Source organism: Apolloniradiicaulis salifontis, from assembly GCF_053756655.1.
In genome coordinates, this window is record NZ_CM132387.1 from 250,478 (window position 1) to 276,664 (window position 26,187).

At 67.3% G+C, this 26,187-nt stretch carries 12 protein-coding genes; 8 read left to right on the forward strand and 4 right to left on the reverse strand.

Annotation, left to right across the window (positions count from 1 at the left end; genetic code table 11):
* Positions 1–42 precede the first annotated feature (42 nt).
* Complete coding sequence (locus ACWCOP_RS01205) at positions 43–4,896, reverse strand: alpha-2-macroglobulin family protein (RefSeq protein WP_478249396.1); 4,854 nt, start codon at positions 4,894–4,896, stop codon at positions 43–45.
* Positions 4,897–5,028: 132 nt separating this feature from the next.
* On the opposite strand from ACWCOP_RS01205, the gene thiE reads away from it, so the two are divergent.
* Both thiE and ACWCOP_RS01215 read left to right on the forward strand, forming a co-directional pair.
* Positions 5,029–5,640, forward strand: a complete 612-nt coding sequence (thiE, locus tag ACWCOP_RS01210; protein WP_478249397.1) for a thiamine phosphate synthase — start codon at positions 5,029–5,031, stop codon at positions 5,638–5,640.
* Positions 5,610–6,755, forward strand: a complete 1,146-nt coding sequence (locus ACWCOP_RS01215) for a tetratricopeptide repeat protein (RefSeq protein ID WP_478249398.1) — start codon at positions 5,610–5,612, stop codon at positions 6,753–6,755. The genes thiE and ACWCOP_RS01215 overlap by 31 nt, the downstream gene beginning before the upstream one ends.
* Before the next feature lie 50 nt (positions 6,756–6,805).
* On the opposite strand, the gene leuS is transcribed toward ACWCOP_RS01215, so the two are convergent.
* Complete coding sequence (gene leuS / locus ACWCOP_RS01220; protein WP_478249399.1) at positions 6,806–9,493, reverse strand: leucine--tRNA ligase; 2,688 nt, start codon at positions 9,491–9,493, stop codon at positions 6,806–6,808.
* A gap of 183 nt (positions 9,494–9,676) precedes the next feature.
* The gene (gene ileS / locus ACWCOP_RS01225; protein ID WP_478249400.1) at positions 9,677–12,817 is read right to left on the reverse strand and encodes an isoleucine--tRNA ligase; all 3,141 of its coding nucleotides are present in this window, start codon (positions 12,815–12,817) and stop codon (positions 9,677–9,679) included.
* Positions 12,818–13,081: 264 nt separating this feature from the next.
* Here ileS and ACWCOP_RS01230 point away from each other — a divergent pair, with 264 nt between their 5' ends.
* From ACWCOP_RS01230 to ptsN, 4 genes are all read left to right on the forward strand, one after another.
* Positions 13,082–16,522, forward strand: a complete 3,441-nt coding sequence (locus ACWCOP_RS01230) for a pyruvate carboxylase (protein ID WP_478249401.1) — start codon at positions 13,082–13,084, stop codon at positions 16,520–16,522.
* A gap of 81 nt (positions 16,523–16,603) precedes the next feature.
* Positions 16,604–17,428 (forward strand): alpha/beta fold hydrolase, encoded by an 825-nt coding sequence (locus tag ACWCOP_RS01235; protein WP_478249402.1) that lies wholly within the window; start codon positions 16,604–16,606, stop codon positions 17,426–17,428.
* A 215-nt stretch (positions 17,429–17,643) separates the two neighbouring features.
* Positions 17,644–18,279: a ribosome hibernation-promoting factor, HPF/YfiA family gene (gene hpf / locus ACWCOP_RS01240; RefSeq protein WP_478249403.1), complete on the forward strand. Its 636-nt coding sequence runs from the start codon at positions 17,644–17,646 to the stop codon at positions 18,277–18,279.
* A gap of 88 nt (positions 18,280–18,367) precedes the next feature.
* On the forward strand, positions 18,368–18,832 hold the full coding sequence (gene ptsN / locus ACWCOP_RS01245; protein WP_478249404.1) for a PTS IIA-like nitrogen regulatory protein PtsN: 465 nt from the start codon (positions 18,368–18,370) through the stop codon (positions 18,830–18,832).
* Between the two features lie 3 nt (positions 18,833–18,835).
* On the opposite strand, the gene ACWCOP_RS01250 is transcribed toward ptsN, so the two are convergent.
* The gene (locus tag ACWCOP_RS01250) at positions 18,836–20,785 is read right to left on the reverse strand and encodes a potassium/proton antiporter (RefSeq protein ID WP_478249405.1); all 1,950 of its coding nucleotides are present in this window, start codon (positions 20,783–20,785) and stop codon (positions 18,836–18,838) included.
* Positions 20,786–21,104: 319 nt separating this feature from the next.
* On the opposite strand from ACWCOP_RS01250, the gene ACWCOP_RS01255 reads away from it, so the two are divergent.
* Both ACWCOP_RS01255 and ACWCOP_RS01260 read left to right on the forward strand, forming a co-directional pair.
* Entirely contained in the window at positions 21,105–23,456 is a 2,352-nt protein-coding gene (locus tag ACWCOP_RS01255) for a methyl-accepting chemotaxis protein (protein ID WP_478249406.1), read from the forward strand.
* Positions 23,457–23,615: 159 nt separating this feature from the next.
* Positions 23,616–26,132, forward strand: coding sequence for a zinc-dependent metalloprotease (locus ACWCOP_RS01260; protein ID WP_478249407.1), 2,517 nt, complete (start codon positions 23,616–23,618; stop codon positions 26,130–26,132).
* The last annotated feature ends 55 nt before the right edge of the window (positions 26,133–26,187 follow it).

The following is a 26,187-nucleotide window of genomic DNA, read 5'->3' on the forward strand; positions in this document are numbered from 1 at the left end:
CTCCCCATGACGGGGAAGGAGTAAAAGGTGAGCCGGCGCCCTCTAGCGCTGCACCGTGATGCGGCCGCTGCCGGTGCGAGCGAAGACTTGCGGCTTGTACATGTCCTCGGCCACCGCGCCCGGCAGGGCGAACTCGCCCGGCGTCACCGCGCGCACCAGATAGGCCAGCCGCACCGGCGCACCATCGGGCGTGCGGCGCGCTTCAAAGGCGGCGACGAAGCGGTCGTCGCGCGCCTCGGCGATGTCGGGCCGGTCCAGCTCGCCCAGGAAGGCGTAGGGGCCGCCAGGGCCGGCGTCTTCGGGGTTCAGCACGGCTTCGATCTCGAAACCGGCGGGCAGAAGATCGGCGATCACATAGCTCGCCAGCGCCGTGCGCTCCGGCCTCACCGTGAGGGCGATCACCAGCCGGTCGCCCTGGGCGACGGTGGAGTTGATCGGGCGTCCGGCGGTGTCAGTGATTCGCTTTTCAAGGCGCAGATCCTCCGCCGCCGTCGGCGGCGGGCCGTCGGGCGCACCGCGCGTCAGCACTGAAACGAAGAGCGGCGTGTCGCCGGTGTTTTCAAACGTTCCGGCCTCGCCAATCGACGCATCGTCCAGCGTCACCACGCGGCGGCCGGCCTCTGCATCATAGCTCACAGCCAGCGTGTCGGCGTCGCCGGCCAGAGCGTTGGCGGCCAGGATCATCCAGGCTTTCTCCTGGGTGGTCAGGCGGGCCGGTTCCGGTATGTCGCGGACAAGGCGCGGGCTCAGCGTCTCGACGATCTCGAAGCGGCCGGCCTCGGCGGCCAGCGCCATCACCCCGGCCAGATCGCGCCGGGGAGTCTGGTACCAGTCGCCGTCATTTTCATAGCCCAGCGCCTCGACCGCCGCCTCGAAGGCGGAGATGGAGCGCGCCTCGTCGCCAAGGCTCGCGAGCGCGGCGCCGATATGGGCGCGGGCCAGCGGGCTCTCGATTCTGTTCAGGCGCTCGTCATGCATGTAGCGCAGGCGAGAGCGGTCGGCCTGGCCGTTGCGGGCCAGCACATACAGCGCATAGGCCGCGCTACGGTCCTGCAGGCGCTCCTGGGTGTCGGAGGTCCAGCGCGGATCGCCGACCTCGCCGTCATAGCCTGAACGCCAGAGCTCGCCCTGGCTCACCGGCTGCAGGGCGGCCAGCGCCCGCTCCAGCGCCGCCGGCGGCACTGGATAGCCCGCCGCCGCAGCGCGCGCCACGAAGTCGGTGGTGTAGGCGCCGAGCCAGGGCGAGGCGTCGCCGTCGCCCATGCGCCACAGGCCGAAGGCGCCGTCCTGGCCCTGCCGGCCAAGGATCGTCTCCAGCGCGCCGCGGACCTGCGCCGCCGCGCCGTCCGGCCCGTCTCCGCCCGCAAGCGATGCGAGATGGCCGGCGTAGAGGAGGGGCTTCACCCGGCTCACCAGCTGTTCAGAGCAGGCGTAAGGATAGGCGTAAAGCGATTGATAGAGCGCAGCGGCGTCGATGGGCGAGGACGAGACCGAGATCTGCGCCATGGCGGAGCCGGGTGTATAGCCGGCCAGGAGATCGGCCGAGGGCTGATAGGTCCGGCCGGGCTGAAGGATCACGCCGCTGGCCCGGGTTTCGGGCAGAAAGGGCGAGCGCACCTGGATGGGATAGCTACTGGAGGCGGTGAAGCCGTCCGGCCCGGCCACGTCGAGGGTGAGCGCGCCAATACCTTCCGCGTTCGCCTCAAGCGCCACTGCGGAGTCGCGGCGTTCGCCCGGAGACAAGGTGGTTTCCACCGTGTCCGAGGTCACGCTGAGCGGGCCTTCTGCGGTGACTGAAGCCCTGTAAGCGCCGTCCGGCCCGTCCACATTGTCAAGGCTGGCCGTGGCGAACGCTTCATCGCCGGGCGCCAGGAAGCGCGGCAGGATCAGCTCGGCGGCGACCGGGTCGCGCACCGTCATGGGCTGGCTCGCCGAGCCAAGACCGGCCTGGCTCCAGGCCACCGCCATGAGGCGCAGCTCGCCGTTGAAGTCGGGCAGCGCCAGATTGATCGTGCCGCGGCCCTGATTGTTCAAAGCCACGGGGCCGGTGAACAGGGCGACGGTCTGGGTCGGCACGACAGAGAGACCCGCCCCGCCGATCTGGTCACCGCCCGAGCGCAGCGCGCCGGCGGCGCCCAGATTGGGATCCAGCACCCGGCCGTAATCGTCCAGCAGATCAACGCCCAGGCGCTCCTTGCCGAAGATGAAATCCACCGGGTCCGGGCTCTGGTGACGGGTGAGCAGCAGCACGCCCTCGTCCACCGCGGCCAGCGTCATGAAGATCTGATCGCCGGCGCCTTGGGCCGTCACCGGGATCTGCACGGTCTGGTTCGGCTCGGTGAGCTCGGGCGCGTCCAGCGTCACCTCAATCGTGCGGTCGTCGATATTCACCGGCACGTAGGCGACGCCCACGGCGCGGCGCGGCAGCGGCTGGTCCACCGGATCGCGCGGGGTGTGCACCGTGATCATCACATAGGCGCCCTGGCCCCAGTCGCGCGTCACCGGCAGGCGCACCTGCGCGCCCTCTTCGGGGATGGCGATCTGGCGCAGGATCAGCACCCGGTCGGTGGCGACCACCACGTCGGCCAGTCCGGCATAGGGGGCCTGGATCGTCACCACGGCTTCTTCGCCGACCGCCACGGGCGTGTCGGGACCGGCCACCCGCACCTGATCGGGCGCGGCTTCGCCGTCTTCGGTCTGACCGCCCCAGCCGACCCAGAAGCTGCGGCTGGCGAGGTCGCGGCCTTCGCCGTCGGCGACGATCAGATCATAATCGCCCCAGTCCAGCGGCGGGGTGACGATGCGCGCGGGCGCATCGCCGTCCATGGAGATCACGCCTTGCGTAATCGGCACGACGGTCTCGGTGCGCCGCCAGCGCCATTCACCGCCGGAGGTGCGGTACCAGTCATAATCGGTGTCGTTGCGCACCAGACGCCAGCTGAGACGGCCGCTCATGGGCTCGCCGGCGGCGTTCAGGGCGACGGCGGAGAACTCCGCCGGCGCTTCGCGCTCGGCCCGGCCGGAAAACTCTGCGCTCAGACCGGCATAGATATCGCGCGGCCGGTAGGGCAGAATCACATCATCGGCCACCGCCCGGCCGCCCGGCTCCTGCACGCGCACCACGGCGCGCACGCGCAGCGGATAGCTTGACTGGGCGCCGCGCCGGCCCACGGCCAGCGGAATTTGCGCCTCGCCGTTGCCGTCCGCGGTGGTGCGCGGCAGGTCGATCAGCTCTTCGCCGAATTGCTCGTCATGGAGCCCGAAGCTGTATCCGCCATAGCCGTCAAAGGGGCTGGGGTCGCGCTGGATGCGGGCCGTACCCTCCATGGTGAGCCCTGCGCCCGGCGCGCCATAGAGAAAGCGGGCGCGCGCCTCGATCAGGCGCGTATCGCCGGCGGTCATCGCGGTCTCTGTATCGGCGTCCAGCGTCAGGGCGACGCGCTGGGGCACGAAGTCCTCCACCTGGAAGCTCTCGCCGCCCACGGTCCCGACACCGTCAAGCTCGGCGGCGATGCGCCAGCCGCCGCGCGCGGCGCCGGCGGGCAGATTAAAGCTGTGGGTGATCCCGCCGGCCTGGGGCGCGGAGTCAAAGCGATGGCGCGCAAACTCAAGGCCGTTGGGCTGATAGACGATGAGGGCGCCGGCCCGGTTCGTCAGCGCGCTGCCGGCGGGGCCGCGCAGGAGCGCGCTCGCCTCGACGGTTTCCCCGGGGCGGTAAATGCCACGATCGAGATAGACATAGGCGTCCGCCGCGCCGGCGGGCGCGCGGCCGTCAACGGGAGCGTCGGTGAGGTCCACCGGCGCGCGCTGCAGGTCCAGCAGCGCAAAATCGCCCGACGGCCCATAGGCGGTCAGGAGCCGCGGCGCATTGCCGGTTTCACCTGCCAGCAGCGCTTCGGGAAAGCGCACGCGGCCGTCGGCGCCGGTGGTGCGGGTGGCCAGGATCTCGTTGGAGCGGGCGACCAGCTGAACCTCGACGCCGGCCATGGGCCGGGCGGTCTGCAGCGAGCGGATGATGGTCTCGATCCCGGTCTCGCCGCGATAGGCGGTGAAGGCCAGATCGGTGACGATGAGCCAGCGCGCAGCCCGCGCGCCGGGCTCGCGGTCTTCGCGGTCCAGGGCCGCCGCGTCGAACAGCTCCACATAATACGCACCGGGCTGCAGCCGGCCCAGCGCCTCGGCGACGGGCAGCACCGTGGTCACCGCCGCGTTGGAGGGCCCGGTCGTATCCATACGCCCGCGATAGACTTCAACGCCCATCTCGGCGGGTTCTTCGCGGTCGGGCGTCCAGTTCCATTCGCCCGGCGATGCGGTGAAGCCGTCGGTGAGCTCCTTGAAGGCCAGCGCCCGGTCGGTGACTCGCTGAATGCGCACCTCCACCGCGTCCACATTCACGGTCTCAATGCCCAGCCCGTCGCTTTCAATACGCGGTAGGATGATCCCGGAGCCGGAAAAGCCCACATAGGCGGGGCGGTCGTCAAAGCTGAGCGTGGTGGAGACGTCGGATTCAAGCGTTTGGCCGTCGGCGGCCGGCAAGCCGGCGCGCAGGGTGAGCTCTCGCGTCTGGCCGTAATTCAGCCCGCCGATGCACAGCTGGGACCCGTCCACATTGAGCGCCACCGGCTCGTTCACGTCCACATAAGCCGAGTAGTCGGTTTCAGGGTCCAGCGCGGCGGAGAAGGTGAGGCAGAGCTGAGGTGTGGCGCTTTCGGTGTTCACCGCGTAGCGCAGGTATTCAAGGCCGTCCGGCGCCGGCGCTTCAGCGCGGGGGGCGTTTTCGGCGCGGCTTTGTAGAAGCGCGCCGCCCGAGGTCGGCGCCTCGGGCGCGGGACCCTCGCCACACGCCGCGAGAAGAAGAGCGCACGCGCCCGCCGCCAAACCGAGTAGCCGTGTCATAGCCTGTCTCCAATGTCCCCTGCGCGCCAGACTATGACAGGGAATCCGTCAAAGGAAAGGCGGTGCAGAGCTTTGCGCGCTGCGCGCTGCGCGCCCTTCTCCGCGAAGACGCATCACGCTACACGTATCCTCATGGCCGAGCTCTACATCCTCACCCCGCCGCGCATCGATCCGGATTTCGTCAAGACCTTCGACGCCACCTTAAGGGCGGGCGCGGTGTCGGCCGTGCAGATTCGCCTGAAGGGTCATGGGCCGGAAGAGGTGCTTCGCCTCGCCCCGCCCCTGATAGAGGCGGCCCGCAGCGCCGGGGCCACGGTGATCTTCAATGATGATCCCCGTCTGGCGGCGAAATTCGGCTGCGACGGCGTTCACATGGGCCAGGAGGACGGCAAGCTCTCCGATGCGCGCGCGGCTCTCGGCAAGGACGCCCTCATCGGGGTGAGCTGCCATGACAGCCGGCATCTGGCCATGCTCGCGGGCGAGCGCGGCGCGGACTATGTCGCCTTTGGCGCCGTGTACAGCTCCGCCACGAAAACGCCAAAGACCTTTGCGCCTCTTGAGCTGTTCACCTGGTGGCGGGAGCTGTTCGAGCTTCCCTGCGTCGCGATCGGCGGAATAACGGTGGACAATGCGCGCCCGGTGATAGAGGCCGGCGCGGATTATCTGGCGGTGTGCGGCGGAATCTGGTCGCACGAGCAGGGACCTGAATACGCATGCGAAGCCTTCTCCTCGCTTTTGGGCTGACCGCCCTGGCGCTCGGCGCCGCCGCTACGGTGCAGGCCCGCGCAGATGAGCCGCCAAGCCCGTCTCCGGCCCTGCCGCCGTCTCTTGATGACGCGATCAGCCGCGATTCCACCGGCGATCCGGTGGAGGGGCGCTCCACCACTGACGCCGTCATGGCCCGCGCCCTGCGCTCGGCCGTCCTTGAAGACTGGGACAGCGCGCTGGATTACGCCCAGACCGCCGCCGGCGGCGGCGAGCCTGCGGGCGCGCTTCTTGCCGGTCATATCCTGCTGCACGGGCTGTCTGAGCGCGGTCAGGACGATGAGGCCGCAGTGCGCTGGCTGCGCCGGGCCGGCGAGACGGGCGACGCCGACGCGCTGGTGATCCTGTCGCGCCTGGCCTCCAGCAGCCGGGGCGGGCTCAACGCCTTTCAGGCCGAGGACTTCCTCGCGCGCGCCGCCGAGACCGGCGACGCGCGCGCCGCCCAGGAGTTCGGCCTCTATCTCATGGACCGCAGCGATCCCGGCGCCGCGGGCGCCGCGCTTGACTGGCTGCGTCTGGCCGCCGAGAGCGGGCGGGTTTCGGCCTATTCCGATTACGCCTACGCGCTGGGCGAATGGGTGCACGGCCCCCACGATCTTTCGGCCATGCGCGCCTGGTACGAGCGCGCCGGCGAGAACGGCGAAGCCCATGGCGCGCTCATGGCCGCGGCCATGCATCTCAATGGCGAAGGCGAGGGCGCAGACGCCGCGCGCGGCGTCTCGCTCATGCGCATCGCCGCCGAGCTGGGACAGCCGGCCGCCATGGGTCAGCTTGCATTGTTGTATTTCCAGGGTGGGCCGAACCTCGCCGCCAATCCCTCCCGCGCCGCCGACTGGGCGCGCCGGGGCGCCGAAGCCGGCGACGGTGAAAGCCAGTTTCTCTACGCCTATGCGCTGGCCACCGGCGATGGAACGGCGCGCGATCTTGAACGCGCCTATGTCTGGGTGCTCCGCGCCGGGTTCGACCGGCCCGGATCGCTCATGGACGATCCAGACCGCGACCGGCTGGAAGCGGCGCTGGAAACCGCCCTGCCGCCAGCGCGCCGCGACGCGCTGGAAGTCGAGGCGATCACCGGCGCCGTGCTCGGCGGTTAGCCTCTCTGCTTTCGCAGCCGTCCCCCGCCTTTGCAGGGGATGGGCCTTGATCAGCCGAGCTTCGGCACGTTCACCAGCTTCACCCGGCCGCTCTTCTTGTCACGCACCACGATGACCCGCTCCAGCGGCACGCCGGCGACGGGCTTTCCCTGGCTGTCCAGCAGCGCCAGCGCGGCGGTGCGCACGGTCTCGTCGTCGGCGTCGGGCGAAAGCTCCACTGCGCCGCGGCGCTTGCCGCCTTCCTGGATGACCACCTCCACCGTGTCGATGGCCGCTTCAAGCTCGGCCGCGTCGGCGGTGGGCCAGTGGGCGGTGAAGACGCTGGGCGCGCCGCCCGCCTTCTCCCACAGCTCTTCGGCCATGAAGGGCGCGAAGGGGGCGAGGACGCGAATGAAGGTGTCCAGCGTCTCTTTCGAGATCGGCTGACCCTCGACGGCGTTGAGGAATTTCATCAGCTCGGCGATGCCGGTGTTCAGGCGCAGATTATCGAGATCCTCGGTGATCGCCAGCACCAGCGTGGTGCGCGCCAGCGAGACGGGTTTGGGGTCCTCGGCTGCCGGCGCGTCCAGCGCTCCGGTGGCGAAACGCCAGACCCGGCGCAGGAATTTCAGCGCGGAGCCGGTGCGCTCGGTGTCCCATTCGCGCATGGATTCCACCGGGCCCATGAACATCATGTGCACCCGGAAAGCGTCCGCCCCAAAGCGAGCGACCACGTCGTCGGGCGTCACGACGTTGTGGAGCGATTTCGACATCTTCGCCCCGACCTTCTCGACGCGCTCGCCGGTGGGTTCGTGGATGAAGACGCCCTCGTCTTTTTCCACCACCTCGTCCACGGGAAGGGTGATCCCGCGCGCGTTCCGGAAGGCGTGGCTGGTGAGCAGGCCCTGGTTCACCAGCTTCTGAAACGGCTCGATGGTGGAGACGAAGCCCAGATCGAACAGCACCTTGTGCCAGAAGCGCGCATAGAGCAGGTGCAGCGTCGCGTGCTCGGCGCCGCCCACATAGAGGTCCACCGAGCCCCAGGCTTTCTCGATCTCGGGATCGACCAGCGCGTCGGCGTTCCTGGGATCCTTGAAGCGCAAATAATACCAGCAGCTTCCCGCCCATTGCGGCATGGTGCTGGTCTCGCGCCGGCCTTTCAGGCCAGTCTTGGGATCAGTGACCTCAAGCCAGTCTTCGGCGCGCGCCAGCGGGGATTCCGCGTGGCCGGTGGGCTTGTAGCTGTCGATATGGGGCAGGGTCAGCGGCAGCTGGTCTTCGGGCAGGGTGGTGCGCGTGCCGTCTTCCCAGTGAACGATGGGAATCGGCTCGCCCCAATAGCGCTGGCGGGCGAAAATCCAGTCGCGCAGATTATAGCTGGTGACTCGGCGCCCAAGGCCGCTCGCCTCAAGATGATCGGCCACCGCCTCGCGTGCGTCGCGCCAGCGCACGCCGGCCTGATAGAGCCCGCTCTCACCCGGCGGCGCCAGCATCACCCCGTCCTCGGTCCAGCATTTGGCGCCGGCCAGAACCGCCTCGCGGTCAGGGTGATCCGTACCCGGATCGATTACCGGGACGATGTCGAGGCCGTACTTGGTGGCGAAGGCGAAATCGCGCACATCGTGGGCGGGCACGCCCATCACCGCGCCGGTGCCGTAATCGGGCAGCACGTAGTCGGCCACGAAGATCTTCACCCGCTTGCCGGTGACGGGATTTTCCGCTTCCGCGCCGGTGAACACGCCGGTCTTCTCCGCGTCCACGGTGCGGTCGCGATCGGACTTGCGGGCGGCGGCCTCGATATAGGCCGTGACCTCTGCGCGGTGATCATCGGTGGCCAGATCCGCCGCCAGAGGGTGTTCGGGCGCCAGAGCCAGGAAGGTCACCCCGCCCAGCGTATCCACGCGGGTGGTGAAGGTCTCGATATGGTGATCGGTCCCGGCGACGGGGAAGGCGAGGGTGACGCCCTGCGACTTGCCGATCCAGTTGCGCTGGCTTTCCTTGATGCCTTCGGGCCAGTCCAGGGCGTCCAGATCGGCGATCAGGCGCTCGGCATAGGCGGTGATACGCATCTTCACCTGACGCAGGGGCACGCGGACGACCTCGTAGCCCTGCTCGGATTTGCCGTCGTAGACCTCTTCATTGGCCAGGATCGTGCCGAGCTCCGGGCACCAGTTCACCGGCGCGGTCTCGTAATACACCAGGCGGTGATCGTCCTGATACTCCTGCACCGCCAGCTTGCCGCCGGCCCTTACGTCTTCGGGGATGGCCAGCTCTTCGATGGGCCGCGCCCGCCCGGCCTCCGCGTCATAGAACGCGTTGTAGAGCCGGGTGAAGATGACTTGCGTCCACTTGTAATATTCCGGCTTGGAGGTCGCGATCTCGCGGCTCCAGTCATAGCCGAGGCCCAAAAGCCGCATCTGGCGTTTGTAGGTGGCGATGTTCTTTTCCGTGCTGTCGGCGGGATGCACACCGGTGCGCTCGGCATAACGCTCGGCGGGCAGGCCGAAGCTGTCCCAGCCCATGGGGTGGAGCACGGAGTATCCGGCCATCTTCTTGTAGCGCGCCACGATATCTGTCGCGAGATAGCCTACCGGATGGCCCACATGCAGCCCGGCGCCTGACGGGTAGGGGAACATGTCGAGCACGTAGAACGTCTTGTCGCCGGGCTCGGGCTGGCCCGTGACATTGACGCCGTGGGCGTCCCAGTAATCGCGCCATTTGGTTTCCAGCGCGGTGAAATCGTAGCTTTGCTCGGTCATGTGCGTTTTTTTCTGTTCCGGCTGGTCGCGGCGGTGTCCCTCCCCTTGATGGGGAGGGTGTCAGGCGAAGCCTGACGGGTGGGGTGGGGACAGTAAACTCATCGGCCTGCGGACTCGGGTGCTCCCCTCCACCCGACCCGCGCTCGCGCGCGGCCCACCCTCCCCACGAGGGGGAGGGACCGGTCAGCCCGCCTTCTTCACCACTATCGTCACGGTCTCGCCGGCGATCTCGCTCGCCGATCCGTCCTGGGCGGCGTCGGACAGCGACAGGGCGAGAGTTTCGCTCTTTATAAACTCGCCGTGCTCGGCGATCGCGGCCTTGGTGTTGGCGCCGCCGGTGATCGCCAGATCGATGCGGTCGGAGACCTCCAGCCCGGCGTCCTTGCGGGCGGTCTGCACCGCGCGGACGAGGTCGCGGGCGAGGCCTTCGCGCTCCTGGTCTTCGTCAACCGAGATATCAAGCACAATGGCGCCGGTGCCCGCGAAGGGCTCGGCGGCGCTGCCCTCTTCGGCCACCATGGCGAGTTGGAACTCGTCCGGCGCCAGCGTCTCGCCGGCCAATGTGGCGGTTCCGTCGGCGTTCAGCGTGAAGGCGCCCGAGCGCGCCGCGCCCATGACGTCTTTCATCACCTTGCCCAGCCGCTTGCCGATGCGCGGATCTGGCTTCAGCTGCACGCTGCCATAGGCGTCGAGGTCAGTGGAGAAGGCGATGGTGCGCACATTCACCTCGTCGGCCAGAAGCTCGGCATATGGCTTCAAAGCATCGCTTTCGGCGTGCACAACGGTCAGCGTCTTCAGCGGCAGGCGCACGCGCAGGCGCGCCCGCTCGCGCACCGCCAGCGCCGCCGAGGCCGCCTCGCGCACCAGGTCCATGGCGCGCACGAGATCATGGTCGGCGGGAAACTCATTCGCCTCCGGCCACAGCGACAGATGCACCGACCGCTCGCCGGTGAGCGCCTTGTAAAGCTTCTCTGTGACAATGGGCAGGAGCGGGGCGAGCACGCGGCAGGTCTTCACAAGCGCCGTGTACAGAGTATCAAACGCGGCGTTCTTGCCGGCCTCGTCTTGCGAGCCCCAGAAGCGCGAACGCGACCTGCGGATATACCAGTTCGTCAGGGCCTCGAAATAGGACACGGTCTCGCGGCAGGCGCGTGGAATATCGTAGGCGTCCAGCGCCGCACCCACATCGCGGGCGAGCTCGCCGGTCTTGGTGAGGATGTAGCGGTCCAGCGGATCATCGGCCTTCGTGATGATCCGCGGCGCCCGGCTCTCCAGATTGGCGTAGAGGGAGAAGAACGAATACGCGTTCATCAGCGGCGCGATGGCCTCGCGCTGGATGCTGGCGATCTCGCGGCCTTCCTTGGGCACCAGAAGATCGCCGCCGTTCAGTACCGGGCTGGAGATCAGGAACCAGCGCATCACGTCCGAGCCGTACTCGTTGAAGAAACCCAGCGGGTCTGGATAGTTGCGCAGGCGTTTGGAGAGCTTCTGGCGGTTTTCGTCCAGCACCACGCCGTGGCAGATGGCGTTCTTGAACGGCGGCTGGTCGAACAGCATCGTGGACAGGACGGTGAGCGTGTAGAACCAGCCGCGGGTCTGGGCGACGTATTCGACGATGAAGTCGGCCGGGAAGTTGGCTTCGAACCAGGTCTTGTTCTCGAACGGGTAGTGGACCTGGGCGTAGGGCATGGAGCCTGAATCAAACCAGACGTCGAAAACGTCTTCGACCCGGCGCATGGTGGACTTGCCTGTAGGATCGTCCGGGTTGGGGCGCGTCAGCTGGTCGATATAGGGTCGGTGCAGATCGGTGACTTTCGCACCGAAATCGCGCTCCAGCTCCAGAATCGAGCCGTAGACGTCGGTACGCGGATAGGCCGGATCGTCGCTGACCCAGATCGGGATCGGGGTGCCCCAGAAGCGCGAGCGGGAGATGTTCCAGTCCTGCGCCCCGGCGAGCCAGTTGCCGAAAATGCCGTCCTTCACATGGGCGGGCGACCAGTTGATTTCCTGGTTAAGCTCCACCATCCGCTCACGGAAATCGGAGACGCGCAGATACCAGCTGTCGACCGCCTTGTAGATCAGCGGCTCGTCGGTGCGCCAGCAATGGGGATAATTGTGGTCGTACGTGTCGTGGCGGAAGAGCTTGCCTTCCGCCTTCATCCGCTCGGTGATCGGCTTGTTCGCCTCGAACACCAGCATCCCCTCATAGTCGGAGACGTCGCTGGTGTAGCGCCCGGCCTGGTCCACCGGCACCACGACGGCGATGCCCGCCCTGCGGCAGGCTTTCAGATCGTCTTCGCCGAAGCCCGGCGCCATGTGCACCAGCCCCGTGCCGTCCTCGTCGGTGACGAAGTCCTCGATGAGGATCTGGTGGGCGTTCTCGCGGCCGACGAAATAGTCAAATGGCGGATGATAGGTGAGCCCGCCCAGATCGCGGCCGATGACCTCGCCGGTGCGCTGAAAGCCTTCCAGCTGCTTCTTGTATTTCTCCAGCGCGTTGGCTGAGAGGATCAGGCGCTCGCCGTCCTTTTCAAGTATCGCATAGGTGATGTCGGCGCCGGCGGCGCAGGCCAGGTTGGACGGCAGGGTCCAGGGCGTCGTCGTCCAGATCAGGAATTTCGCGCCGGAGAGATCGCCCTGGCCGTCTTTCAGGGTGAACTTCACCGTCACCGCCGGGTCGGTGCGGTTGCGATATGAATTGTCCAGCCGGGTCTCGAAATTGGAGAGCGGGCTCTCCACCGCCCAGGAATACGGGACCACGCGATAGTCCTTGTAGACCACGCCCTTGTCCCAGAGCTGCTTGAACGCCCACAGGCAGCTTTCCATAAAGGTGATGTCGAGGGTCTTGTAGTCCTTCTCGAAATCCACCCAGCGCGCCTGGCGGGTGACATACTCCTCCCACTCGGACGCGTATTTCATCACCTCGGCGCGCGCGGCCCCATTGAACTTGTCGATGCCCATGTCCATTACGGCTTTGCGGCCTGAAATGCCGAGCGTCTTCTCCGCGGCGAGCTCTGCCGGAAGGCCGTGCGTGTCCCAGCCGAATCGGCGCTCCACGCGCTTGCCCTTCATGGTCTGGAAGCGCGGGATCACGTCCTTGGCGAAGCCGGTGAGCAGATGGCCGTAATGGGGCAGGCCGTTGGCGAAGGGCGGGCCGTCATAGAAGACGAACTGGTCGTCTTCCGGGCGCTCGTCGATGGAGGCCTGGAAGGTGCCATCGGCTTTCCAGAAGTCGAGAATCTCGGCGTCCACCTTCGGCAGCTCGGCGGGAGAGGGCGCCTTTGCAAAGCGCTTCTGCGTGCTGGAAGGGGCCTCGACCATCATCGTCCTCGTCAATATCGTTCTGTTCGCCGGCGAACCGGTGCGGCGCGTCGGCGCGCGGCGAAGCGGGGAAGGCGTGCGCACCCGGCGACGGGTGGCGCACACGCTCCTGCGGCGGTACTCCCTGCCCGCGCCAAGGTCAAGGCGGCCCGGCGCGCGTCTGGCTCACACCCTGCCGACACTATGGATGCCGGGAGCGGCTCGACGGTCTAGGCTATGCGTTACAAGCCGGAGCAGCTGACCCTCTAACGCCATGAACGGACCGCTATGACCATTCAGAAAATCCTTGTCGCCAATCGCGGTGAAATCGCCATCCGGGTGATGCGCGCCGCCAATGAAATGGGCAAGCGCACGGTCGCGGTCTACGCCGAGGAGGACAAGCTTTCGCTTCACCGCTTCAAGTCCGACGAGGCCTACAAGATCGGCGAGGGGCTGGGCCCGGTGGCGGCCTATCTCTCCATCGAGGAGATCATCCGCGTCGCCAAGCTCTCCGGCGCCGATGCGATCCACCCCGGCTACGGCCTGTTGTCTGAAAATCCCGATTTCGTGGACGCCTGCACGGCGGCGGGCCTGATCTTCATCGGCCCGCGCGCGGAAACCATGCGGGCGCTGGGCGACAAGGCGAGCGCACGGCGCGTGGCGGTGGAGGCCGGCGTGCCTGTTATTCCCGCCACCGAGGTTCTAGGCGAGGACATGGCCGCGATCGGCAAGGAGGCCGAGGCGGTCGGCTATCCGCTCATGCTCAAGGCGAGCTGGGGCGGCGGCGGCCGGGGCATGCGCGCCATCACCGGCCCGGAGGAGCTTGAGGAGAAGGTCTTGGCGGGGCGGCGCGAAGCCGAAGCGGCGTTCGGAAACGGCGAGGGCTATCTGGAGAAGATGATCCAGCGCGCCCGCCACGTGGAGGTCCAGATCCTCGGCGACAAGCAGGGCGGGATCTATCATTTGTTTGAGCGAGACTGCTCGGTCCAGCGGCGCAATCAGAAGATCGTGGAGCGCGCTCCGGCGCCGTATCTCAGCGAGGCTCAGCGCACAGAGATCTGCGAGCTCGGCCGGAAAATCTGCCAGCACGTGAACTATGAGTGCGCGGGAACGGTCGAGTTCCTGATGGATATGGATACGCAGAATTTCTACTTCATCGAAGTGAATCCGCGCATCCAGGTCGAGCACACTGTGACCGAGGAGGTCACCGGCATCGATATTGTCCGCGCCCAGATCCTTATCGCGGAAGGCAAGACCCTGGCCGAGGCCACCGGCATGGCGAGCCAGGCCGACATAAAGCTGGGCGGCCACGCCATCCAGTGCCGGGTGACCACGGAGGATCCGGCCAACAGTTTCGTTCCCGACTATGGCCGCATCGCCGCCTATCGCGCCGCCACCGGCATGGGCATACGGCTCGATGGCGGCACGGCCTATTCCGGTGCGGTGATCACCCGCTTCTATGATTCGCTTCTGGAAAAAGTCACCGCCTGGGCGCCGACGCCCGACGCCGCCATCGCCCGCATGGATCGGGCCCTGCGCGAGTTCCGCATTCGCGGGGTGAGCACGAATATAGACTTCGTGATCAATCTTTTACGCCACCCGACCTTCCTGTCGAACGACTACACCACGACGTTCGTAGACCAGACCCCGGACCTTCTGGATTTCCGGCCGCGGCGCGACCGGGCGACGCGAATCCTGCGCTATATCGCCGACATTACGGTGAACGGGCATCCCGAGACAGAAGGACGGCCCGTCCCGCGCACCGAAATCGCCGATCCGCGCCCGCCTGTCACGCCGGCGGACCCGCCGCCGCCTGGCACGCGCCAGCTTCTGGAGGAACGCGGACCGGAGGGCGTGGCCAAGTGGATGAAGGCGCAGAAACGCCTTCTGATCACCGACACCACCATGCGCGACGGGCACCAGTCGCTGCTGGCCACGCGCATGCGCTCTCTGGACATGGTCAAGATCGCGCCGGCCTATGCGGCCAGGCTGCCCGAATTGTTCTCGGTGGAATGCTGGGGCGGCGCCACGTTCGATGTGGCCTATCGCTTCCTGCAGGAATGCCCCTGGACCCGCCTGCGCGATATCCGCGAGAAGATGCCCAACATCCTCACCCAGATGCTGCTGCGCGGCGCTAACGGGGTGGGCTACACCACCTATCCCGACAATGTGGTGCGCGCCTTCGTCCACCAGGCCGCAGAGAGCGGCGTCGACGTGTTCCGCGTGTTCGACAGCCTCAACTGGGTGGAGAATATGCGCGTTTCCATGGATGCGGTTCTGGAGACCGGCAAGATCTGCGAAGGCACGATCTGCTACACCGGCAATATCCTCGATCCCGACCGCGCCAAGTACGACCTGAAATACTACGTCGCCATGGCCAAGGAACTGGAGGCCGCCGGCGCCCATGTGCTGGGGCTCAAAGACATGGCGGGGCTGTTGAAGCCGGCCGCCGCCAGCGTGCTGATCCCGGCGCTGAAGGACGCGGTGGACCTGCCGATCCACTTCCACACCCACGACACGGCGGGCATCGCCTGCGGCACGATCCTGGCGGCCGCCGAGGCCGGCGTGGACGCCGTGGACTGCGCACTGGACGCCCTGTCTGGCAACACGTCCCAGGCGACGCTCGGGACCATCGTGGAGGCGCTCAGCTTCACTGAGCGCGACACCGGGATCGACATCGCCGCGGTTCGCGAGATCTCCGATTACTGGGAGGCGGTGCGCGCCCATTACGCCGCGTTTGAAAGCGGGCTGCAGGCGCCGGCCTCGGAGGTCTATCTGCACGAAATGCCGGGCGGCCAGTTCACCAATCTGAAATCCCAGGCCCGCTCGCTGGGGCTGGAGGATCGCTGGCACGAGGTCGCCTATCGCTACGCCGATGTGAACCAGATGTTCGGCGATATTGTGAAGGTGACGCCGTCCTCCAAGGTGGTGGGCGACATGGCGCTGATGATGGTGTCCCAGGGCCTCACTCGCGCCGATGTGGAGGACCCCGACAAGGACGTGGTCTTCCCGGACTCGGTGGTGGACATGATGCGCGGCAATCTCGGCCAGCCGCCGGGCGGCTTTCCGGACAGGATCGTCAAGCGGGTGCTCGGCGACGAAAAACCCAACACGGACCGCCCCGGCAAGCACGCCGCGCCCATCGATCTTGAACAGACGCGCAAGGAACTGGCCGAGACGCTGGGCCGCGAGGTCAGCGGCGAGGATCTCATGGGTTATCTCATGTACCCCAAGGTCTTCTCCGATTACGCCGCACGCTATGAGGAATACGGCCCGGTGCGCACCTTGCCCACGCACGTCTTCTTCTATGGCATGGAGCCGGGCGAGGAAATCGAGGTGGATATCGAGCCTGGCGTCACTCTGGTGGTGCGCCTGCAGGCGGTGGGCGAAACCAATGAGGAGGGCGAGGCGCGCGTCTTCTTCGAGCTCAACGGCCAACCGCGCGCGGTGCGCGTGCCCGATCGCCGCGCCGCAGTGCGCAAGGTGAAGCGTCCCAAGGCCGAGGCCGGCGACACCGCCCATCTGGGCGCGCCCATGCCTGGCACGGTCGGATCGGTGAAGGTGAAAGCCGGCGCCAAGGTAAAGCGCGGCGACGGCCTGCTCACCATCGAAGCGATGAAGATGGAGACTGGGCTCAATGCCGAGCGCGACGCGGTGGTCAAGGCCGTGCACGTGGCGCCCGGCGACCAGATCGACGCCAAGGATCTGCTGATCGAGTTTGAAAGCTAGTGCGCCCTCGGCCCTCGAATCTCACGCTCGCGCAAATGTCCGGACATGTTATCCTCGCCTTGATCTGAAGAGGAGAGGTTCATGTCCGACATCACCCGCAGAGGCCTTGCAGCGGGCGCCGCGGCGCTCACCGGCGCCGGGCTTTCGGCGCCGGCCTATTCACGCTCCAACCAGCGCCAGACCTTCGTTCTGGTCCATGGCACCTGGCACGGCGGCTGGTGCTGGGTGCATGTGGCCGACCGGCTGCGCGCCAACGGTCACCGCGTGATCACGCCCACCATGACTGGGTGCGGCGACCGCCATCACCTCATCACGCCGGAAACCGGGCTCGAGACCCATATCCAGGACACGATGAACGCCGTGGAGTGGGAGGAGCTGGAGGATGTCGTCCTTATCGGTCACAGCTTTTCAGGCATCACCATCACCGCCGCCGCCGACCGGCTGGGCGAGCGGGTGCGCCATATCGCCTTCTTCGATGCACTCATCCCGACGCAGGACCGCCCTGCCGCCATCATGCCCGACCCCGAGACGGGCGAGTATCCCGCCTGGTGGATCGAGCGCACGCGCGACTTTCGCGACGGCTACAAGATGGTCTTGTGGGACCACTATCCGCCTGAAATGCTCGTGCCGGCCGAGGACGCGGCCAATATCGCCTGGCTGCGCCGGCGCATCACCTGGCATCCCATGAAGCAATGGACAGAGCCTCTGGCCCTTGAAAACGGCGGCTGGGAAGCGTTTCCGCGCACCTGCATCCACGCCGTGGGGCAGGTCCATAGTCCAAGCTCGGAAGCCATGGTGGGACCCGGCCGCGGCCCCGGCTGGCGATTCATCGAACTGGATGTGGCCCGCAACGGCATGATGACCGATCCAGACGCCGTGACCCAGTGTTTTGAAACTCTGGCGTGACGGGCTGCATCATGGCGTTGGAGGTCGGGAGATGACGGGGCGTGGGCGCGGGACTTTGTTGCGCTTGCTCACAGTCGGTCATGATTGACGGGCCCTTTTGCCGCGGCGTAGCGTTGTCTCACCGTAGACCCACGGGCCGCGCATCAGGCGCGGCGGGCTGAGCGCCGTCTCGCCCGATGCGCCTGGAGCGCCGCCCTTATTTGAAGGGAGTCTCCATGCAGATTCAGTTTGTCTCCAAGGGCATTGATGTTTCCTCGTCCCTGCGCGAGCGCATTGATCAGCGCATCACCGACGCGTCTTCGAAATACTTCAATCGCCCGGCGGAGGCCTTCGTCACCGCCTCCAAGGAAGGGCACGGCTTCAAGGTCGACATTTCGATTCATCTTCCCTCCGGCGCGTTTTTTCAGGCCGGCGGCCAGGGCGGCGACGCCTATGGAGCGGTGGACGACGCCTCCACCCACCTGGAGAAACGTCTGCGCCGCTATAAGCGCAAGCTGAAAGACCACCACGCCGACAACAAGCCTGACCTGCCCGCCGAGATGGGCTCGATCATCACCCTGCGTTCTGAAAAGCGCGATGATCTGGACGCAGAGGAGGATGATCACGACGACGATGGCGGCGCGGTCGGCGGTGACGAGCCGGTGATCATCGCCGAGCAGGTGGCCGAGCTGCGCACCCTGACCGTCTCAATGGCGGTGTTCGAGATGGACCTGGCCGACGCACCCTTCCTGATGTTCAAGAACGCTCGCTCGGGTGAGATGAACGTGGTGTATCGCCGCCCCGACGGGCATGTGGGCTGGATTGATCCCTCTCGAACCGCTAAGGGGAGCGCCGGTGCGGCGGCGGAATAGGCGCAGCCGGACCGATTGGCGTCTCAAGTGAAAGACGGCGCGCCGGGTGGCGGCGCGCCGGGTCCGTCCCAAGCAGCCCGAGCGATCCATGTCGTTGACCGATCTCATTCCGCCCGGCGGCGTCGTGGCCGATGTTGCGGCCACCAGCCGCAAGCAGGCGCTGCACGCCCTTTCAGAGCTGGCCCAGCGCACACTGACCGTCCCGGCGCGCCCAGTGCTGGACGCGGTGACCGAGCGGGAGCGCCTGGGATCGACCGGGGTGGGCGACGGCGTCGCCATACCCCATGCGCGCACCGATCTTGTAGACCGGGTCTGCGGCGTCTTCGTCCGGCTCAAGCATCCGGTGGACTTTGATTCGGTGGACGGGCGCCCGGCCGATCTGTTGTTCCTGCTGCTGGCCCCGGAAGAGGCGGGCGCCGAGCATCTCAAGGCCCTGGCCCAGGTCTCACGTCTGTTTCGCCGACAGGAGATCCGCCGCGCCCTGCGCGCGGCTCCGGACGCCGATGCGATCTCGGCGATCCTGGCCAGCGGCGTGCGCAGCAACGCGGCTTGAGGCTCAGCCCCCCGCCGCGTCCAGGCTGCTCAGGATCGCGCGCAGCTGGGCCACATATCCCTCCCCCGACGCATAGGCGCTGAGCTCGCCCGCCAGAATTCCGGCGTCAATATCCTCACCGGCTGCGCGTAAGGCCGCGCGGCGCGCGCGAAAGCCTGCAAAATCGGGGTGGGTGTTCAACAGGCGCGCATAGTTGTCCATGGCCACGCCCAGGGTCTCATGGCCGGATCCGCCGAACAGCGCATTGCGCACGATCAGGGTCTGGCTGCTTCCATAGCCCGTGGCCAGCGCCGCCTGGGCCGCGGCCAGGCGCGGCGGGATGATGTCGGCGCGGCTTATCAGATCCTCTAGATCGCCGTAGCGCCCGCCATAAAGCCGGGCCAGCGCCTCGCGGAGCGCCTGTTCGGAGAGCGACATCGTGCGGCCCTGGGCCTCGGCCTGCATGAAACGCCGGATCGCGGCGCGATCATCAAGGATATTGGCGTTCTGGGCCTGCGCCAGAGCCTCCACGGCGTCCACAAACAGAGCGCGCCGGTCGCCGGCGGGCAGGCCGGCGAAATCCGGCGGCAGGGTCGCCAGCGCCAGACCTTTGTCCGGCTCGACCCGGGCCAGCGCCTGGCGCAGCTCGGCGACGCTTTGGGGGCGCAATTCGGTGTCCTGACGGTCCAGAAGCCCGGAACCGATGTAGATGCCGGCGGTGAGCGCGGCGAACCCGCCCGCCGCGATCGCGGCGCCGGCCAGGAGTTGGCGGCCGGACTTGCCGACGCGGCGCGGCGCGACGCCGAACAGGCGGGTGATCGGGCCGGCGGTCCAGCCCTGCCCCACTAGCGAAACCAGCACCACGGCGAAGGCGACGGAGAAGAAGGTGTTGGCGTTCTCCACCCCGGCGATGACGGGAAAGATCCCTAGAAAGATCGGCACCGCCCCGCGCAAGCCCATCCAGGCGATGAAGCCGCGCTCCTTCATGGTCAATCGCTCGGGCAGAAGACAGGCGAACACCGCCAGCGGGCGCGCGACGAAAATCAGCACCAGCGCCAGAATCAGTGACGGAACCGCCAGCGCCAGCGCCTGGCTTGGCACAACCAGAAGGCCGAGCATCAAGAACAGCCCGATCTGGGAGAGCCAGGCCAGCCCGTCGGAGAACCGCACGGTGGCCTCCCGCTCGGGATTGCGGCTCACCGCGCGCACGGCGACACCGGCGAGATAGGCGGCCAGGAAGCCGGACGCCTCCACCGCCTGGGCCAGCGCGAACAGGAAGACCGCCCCGGCCACGGCGAAGATCGGATAAAGGCTTTCCGGCAGCGCGACCCGGTTCTTCACCGCCGCCAGCGCGCGCCCGCCAAACCAGCCGATCATCCCGCCGGCCGCCAGCGCCCACAGGATCGATCCGGTGAGCTGAAGCGGATCAAGGCCTTCGCCCACCGCCAGCATCTGGACAAAGGCGGTCACAAGGATCACCGCCACCGGATCGTTGAAGCCGGATTCCGCCTCCAGCGTCGTTACGACGCGCGCCCGCGCCTTCAACTCGCGCCCGCCCAGAAGCGCCAGCACCGCCGCCGCGTCGGTGGAGGAGACGATGGCGCCCATGAGGCCCGCCTCCACCCAGCTCAGGGCGAACAGATAGCGCGCCGCCACCGCCGTGATCGCGGTCGTGGCCACCACGCCCACCGTGGCCAGCATCAGCGCCGGGCGCAGCACCGGCTTCAGAGCGCGCAGGCGCGTGCCCAGTCCGCCGTCAAACAGGATCAGCGCCAGCGCCAGCGAGCCGAACAGATAGGCGGCGTCCAGGGCATGAAAATCCAGCCCGCCGGGGCCCTCGACGCCGGCCAGCATGCCAAGGCTGAGAAAGACCAGCAGCAGCGGCGCTCCGGCCCGGCTGGTGGTCGCCGCGCCGGCGATCGCCATGAGCACGAGGCCCGAGGCCGCCAGAAGGATGAGTGCGGGATTTTCCATTAACTGCAGCTTAGTCCAGCCTTTGCACGATTACAGGGCGGGTCGACGTGATGTCCGGCGCGCCGTGCTCCACCTTCAGGGTTAGGCCGTAACCGGCGCTCTCCGCATGGCGCGATCGCATCAATAAGCCCGTGAAACCTTTCATAAGGCAATCGTCCGTGAATACGTTTGATTTCGATGCCGTCGTAATGGTTCGGTAGGGTTTTTTGGCCGAAAGAATTCAAATATTCTTGTCGTGCTCGGGACACCCCCAATGCTTAATTCCCTGTCTATAAGGGCGAAGCTTCCTATCATCATTGTAGGCTTCGCTCTGGCTTCCATGCTGGCCGCCGTCACCGCCGCCGGCTTCAGTTCCTGGACCGCCATCGCTCAGCTTACGCAGGAGCGCCTGACGGCCACGGCTGATCATCGTGCAAGCGAACTGTCGCGCTATCTGGACAGCCTCACCGCGGACATGGCCGCCCTTTCCCAGAGCCCGGCGACGCTGGAGGCGCTTTCAGAGTTCGACGCCGCCTTCTCCGCTTTCGGCTCCCGCGCCGAGGCGGAGCGCGCTTTATCCCGCGCTTATATCGAGGACAATCCCAACCCGGTCGGCGAGAAGCACAGGCTGGATTTCGCGCCGTCCGGCTCCGCCTATGACGCGGTGCACGCCCGCTTCCATCCTTGGCTCCGCGAGTTTCTGGAGCGCAAGGGTTATTACGACATCTTTCTGTTCAATATGGACGGGGACCTAGTCTACTCGGTCTTCAAGGAAGCTGATTATGCAACGAATTTCGCGGCGAACGGCGGACGCTGGGCGGCCACCGATCTCGGGCGCGCCTTCAGTGCTGGCGCGACTGCGGCTCAGGGCGAGCTGAGCTTCTTTGACTTCGCAGCCTACGCGCCGAGCTACGACGCCCCGGCGAGTTTCCTGTCCACACCCTTGTTCGAGAACGGCGAGCGCGTCGGCGTTCTGGTGTTCCAGATGCCCATCGATGCGATCAACGCCATCATGGCCAGTAGTGACGGGCTGGGCGCCACCGGAGAGGCGATCCTGGTGGGTTCCGACGGCTTGCTGCGCAATGATTCCCGCTTCACCGAGGCGAACGATATCCTTAGCACGCAAGCCGATCTGGCGATGCTCGACGACGCGGGCGCCTCCTATGCGACCGCCCAGGCGTATGGTGCGAGACGCGTCGCGGCGGCGAGGGCGCCGGTCGAGTTTCTCGGCGTCGACTGGTCTCTGGTCGCGGTTCAGGACCTGGCCGAGGTGCGCAGCCCGCTGGTCGTCTTGTTCCTTGGGCTGGCGTCCACAACGCTTGTGGTGTGCCTTCTGACCGCCGGCGCGGGCGTTTGGATTTCCAGCGGACTCACAGGTCCCATGACGCGGGTTTCCGAGGCGCTGCGGGCCGTGGCGGACGGGCGGGTTGTAACGACGGAGCCGGCCGACCTTGATCGCGCCGACGAGATCGGCGATCTCGCCCGATCCCTCGCCAGCTTCCAGTCCGGGTTGATGGAGCAGCGCCGCCTAGCCGATGACAAACGTCTCGCCACTGATATCGAGCGCCGTCGCCAGAGCGAGCTGGATGCGCTTATCAAAGGCTTTCGCGCCACTATTTCCGGCGTCATGGTGGACGTGTCCACCCAGGTCGAACGCATGGGCGCGGCGGCCAGCGCCGTGGGGGATGCGGCCTCCCTGGCCAAGGAGGGCGCCAGCGTGTCCAGCCGTTCTTCAGAGGAGGCCTCCGGCGCTGTGGCGTCGGTCTCGGCGGCGGCAGAGCAGCTTGCCGCCTCCATTGGAGAGATCGCGCGTCAGACCGAAACCGCCAACTCGGTGGTGCGAGACACGGTCGGCCTTACCGAACGCGCCAACACCGACGTGGTCACCCTGGAAACGGCCGCACGGCGCATCGGCGCAATCATTGGCCTGATCAACGACATCGCCGAACAGACCAATCTGCTGGCCCTCAACGCCACGATCGAAGCCGCCCGGGCCGGCGAGGCGGGCAGGGGCTTCGCCGTGGTCGCCCAGGAGGTGAAGGCTCTGGCGGACCAGACCTCGAAAGCCACCAGCGAGATCGTCGGCCAGATCGGTTCGGTGCAGACCTCCACAAGTAATGCCGTTGGCGCGCTCAAGGAGATCAGCACTGCGGTCAATCGCGTCAGCGAGATCAGCGCCGCGATCGCCACCGCGATCGAAGAGCAGACCGCCGTCACCAACGACATCTCCAACTCCATCCAGATCGCGGCCCAGGGCACGACCCGGTCCGCTGCGGCCTCCACCGGGGTTCTGGGTGAGGTGCGCACGACCTCGACGCGCGCCGGCGAGGTTCATGAGGCGTCCCAGCACCTGGGGCAGAGCCGCGCCATGCTGCAGCAGACCCTGGAGGCGTTTCTTGACGCTGTGAGCGCGGAAACCACGGATCGCCGCAACACCCAGCGCTTCTCGATGCCTGCCGATGTCGTTGTCATGGTCGGTGGCGAGCGACGCTCGGCCCGGATGGTGGATTTAAGTCGCGGCGGCGCGTTGGTGCAGGGGCTTGATGCAGTCTCCGGTCAAAAGCTTCGCCTGAAACTGCCTGACGGCGTTGAGGTCAGCGGCGAGGTCGTGCGGCTCACCGAGTCCGGCGCCGGCATACGGTTTGATGCCGCGCTGGACTCGTCCATGGCGATCTTCGGCCTCGCCGCCTGATGTCCGGTACGCTCTGAGGAAGCCGTTCTTAATCCGGCGGCGCGCGACGCCGCCGGATCGAGATCGTCCAGGGCATGGCGGGTGTTTTGAGTGAAACATGACAGGGGCTTGGCGCTGGGATAGGCTCGCCTTCACCGAAATGTGGGGAAGGACCAAGCCATGGTGCGCGCCGCGCTCTTCAATCTCGTCGTCACCTTGGGTCTCGCCGTCGCGCCGGGCGGCGCCTTGTTCGCCCAGAGCGATGAAGCGAGCTTCGCCGAGACCATCGAGGACGCAGAGCGCCGCGAGGGTGTGTTCGATCTTTATGTGAACATCGACGAAGGCGCGGTGTTCGCCGCCTTCACGCCGGACGTGGCGGGCCATTACGGCCGCTATATCCATTCTGCGCGCCTCACTGCTGGCCTGGGCTCCAACCCGGTGGGTCTTGATCGCGGGTTCGGGATCGGCGGGCGGATCCTGCGCGTGGAGCGCGCCGGGCCGCGCGTGATGTTCATTCTGGAGAATCCCGGCTTTCAGGCGCTGGGCGCCGGCGCCGAGGAAGATCTCGCCACCCGCCAGTCCTTTGCGGAATCGGTGATCTGGGCCGGCGATATCGCCTCGGTGGCCCAGGACGGCCGGCTTCTGGTGGACCTGTCCGGGTTTCTCATCTCCGATCCCATGAACCTCGCCGGCCGCCTGCGCGAGGCGGGCGAGGGCGATTTCTCCATTGACGAAGGCCGTAGCGCGCCGATCCTGGATCAGGCCCTGGCCTTCCCGCGCAATGTGGAGATCGACGCCCGCATCACGCTCGCGGGTTCGCGCCCGGGGTCGGAAGTTCGCTCGGTGACGCCGGAGCCGCGCGCGGTGACGCTGATCCAGCACCATTCCTTCGTCGCTCTGCCCGAAGACGGCTATCGCCCCCGCCGCTCCGACATCCGGTCGGGCGGGTTCGAACAGACCTTCCAGAACACCGCCGCGCCGCTCACCGAGCCGGTGCGCACCGGCTGGGCCGTGCGCCATCGCCTGCAGCGCGTGGACGCGCAAGCACAGAGCGGCCCAGTGCGTGAGCCGATCGTGTTCTATGTGGATCGCGGCGCGCCCGAACCGGTGCGCGAGGCCCTGATCGAAGGGGCGTCCTGGTGGGCGGACGCGTTTACGGCCGCCGGATTTGAAGACGCCTACCGCGTCGAGCTTCTGCCCGAGGGCGCCCACCCGCTGGACGTGCGCTACAACACCATTCAGTGGGTTCACCGCGAAACCCGCGGCTGGTCCTACGGCTCTTCGGTGGTGGATCCGCGCACCGGCGAACTCCTCAAAGGCGCGGTGATCCTGGGAAGCCAGCGCGTGCGTCAGGACCGGATGATCTTTGAAGGCTTGATCGGGGCGGGCGGCGCCGGCCAGGGCGGGCCTGACGATCCGGTCCAGATCGCACTGGCCCGCGTGCGCCAGCTGTCCGCCCATGAGGTGGGCCATACGGTGGGGATCGCCCATAACTTCATCGCCAGCACGCAGGGGCGCGCCTCGGTGATGGACTATCCCGCCCCGCTGGCCACGCTCGGCCCGGACGGCGCGATCGACCTGTCCCAGGCCTATGATACCGGCATCGGCGAGTGGGATGTCGCCGCGATACGATGGCTCTACGCTGAATTCGCCAATCCGGCCGATGAAGCCGCGGGCCTGGAGGCGATCCTTGCGGAGACGCGCGATCAGGGCCTGCTCTATATCTCCGACGCTCACGCCCGGGGCGAGGGCGCTGCTTATCCGGAAGCCAGCCTTTGGGACAATGGCGAAGATCCAGTCGAACACCTGGCTGAGGTGATGGCCGTACGCGCTGCGGCGCTGGAGCGCTTCGGCCCCGACAATCTCCCGGCGGGTCGGCCCTTAAGCGAGCTGCGGGCCACCTTCGTGCCGATCTATCTGTATCACCGCTATCAGGTGGAGGCGGCCGCCAAGGCCGTCGGCGGGCGCCGTTTCGCCTATGAGATCAATGGCTCGGACGTGCAAGGTTTCAGCATGATCCCCGCGGCTGAGCAGCGCGCCGCTCTGGAGGCGCTCGCCGCCACCCTGGACCCGGCGGCGCTCGACATCGCTGACGAGACCACGGCGCTGCTCGCGCCTGACCCCTTCACCGCCTACGACGGGGCGGTGCGCCGCGAGCTGTTCGCCTCCAGCGCCGATCCGGCTTTCTCCCGCGTGGACGCAGCGCGCGCCGCAGCCCGGCTCACCCTCGCCGCCGCCCTGGCGCCGGAAAAGCTCGCCCGCGCGGCCGACCAGCACGCCGTCGACCGCACGCAGCTCTCTCCCGGCGAGGTGCTCGACCGCTTCCAGCAGGCCGCCTTTGAGCCGGTGCGCGGCGAAGCGTCGAGGCTGGCGCCCATTCGCGCCGCAGTTCAGACAGAATACGCCGCCCAGCTTCTGCATCTGGCGGAGCACGGCGCGCCGCGCGTCGCGGCGCCGGCGCGGGCAAGGCTTGAGTCCCTGGCCCAGCCGTCTGTGGGTGTACGCTTTGGTCTGGCCGAGGACGCCGGCCACCGGGCCTGGCTCGCCCAGACGGTGAGGGCGGCGCTGGCGCGCCTTGATCGCGGTGAAAGCGTCAGCCCCCCGCGCGCCGACATCCCGCCGGGCAGCCCGATCGGGACGAGCGGCGTCCTTGGAGGCTTGACCGGCGGTTTCGCCCATTGTGGCGGCTTTCACTGATGCGCGCGCCACGGAAAGCGAGCGTTGAACCCGCGCCCGGTCCGGGCTAAGAAGC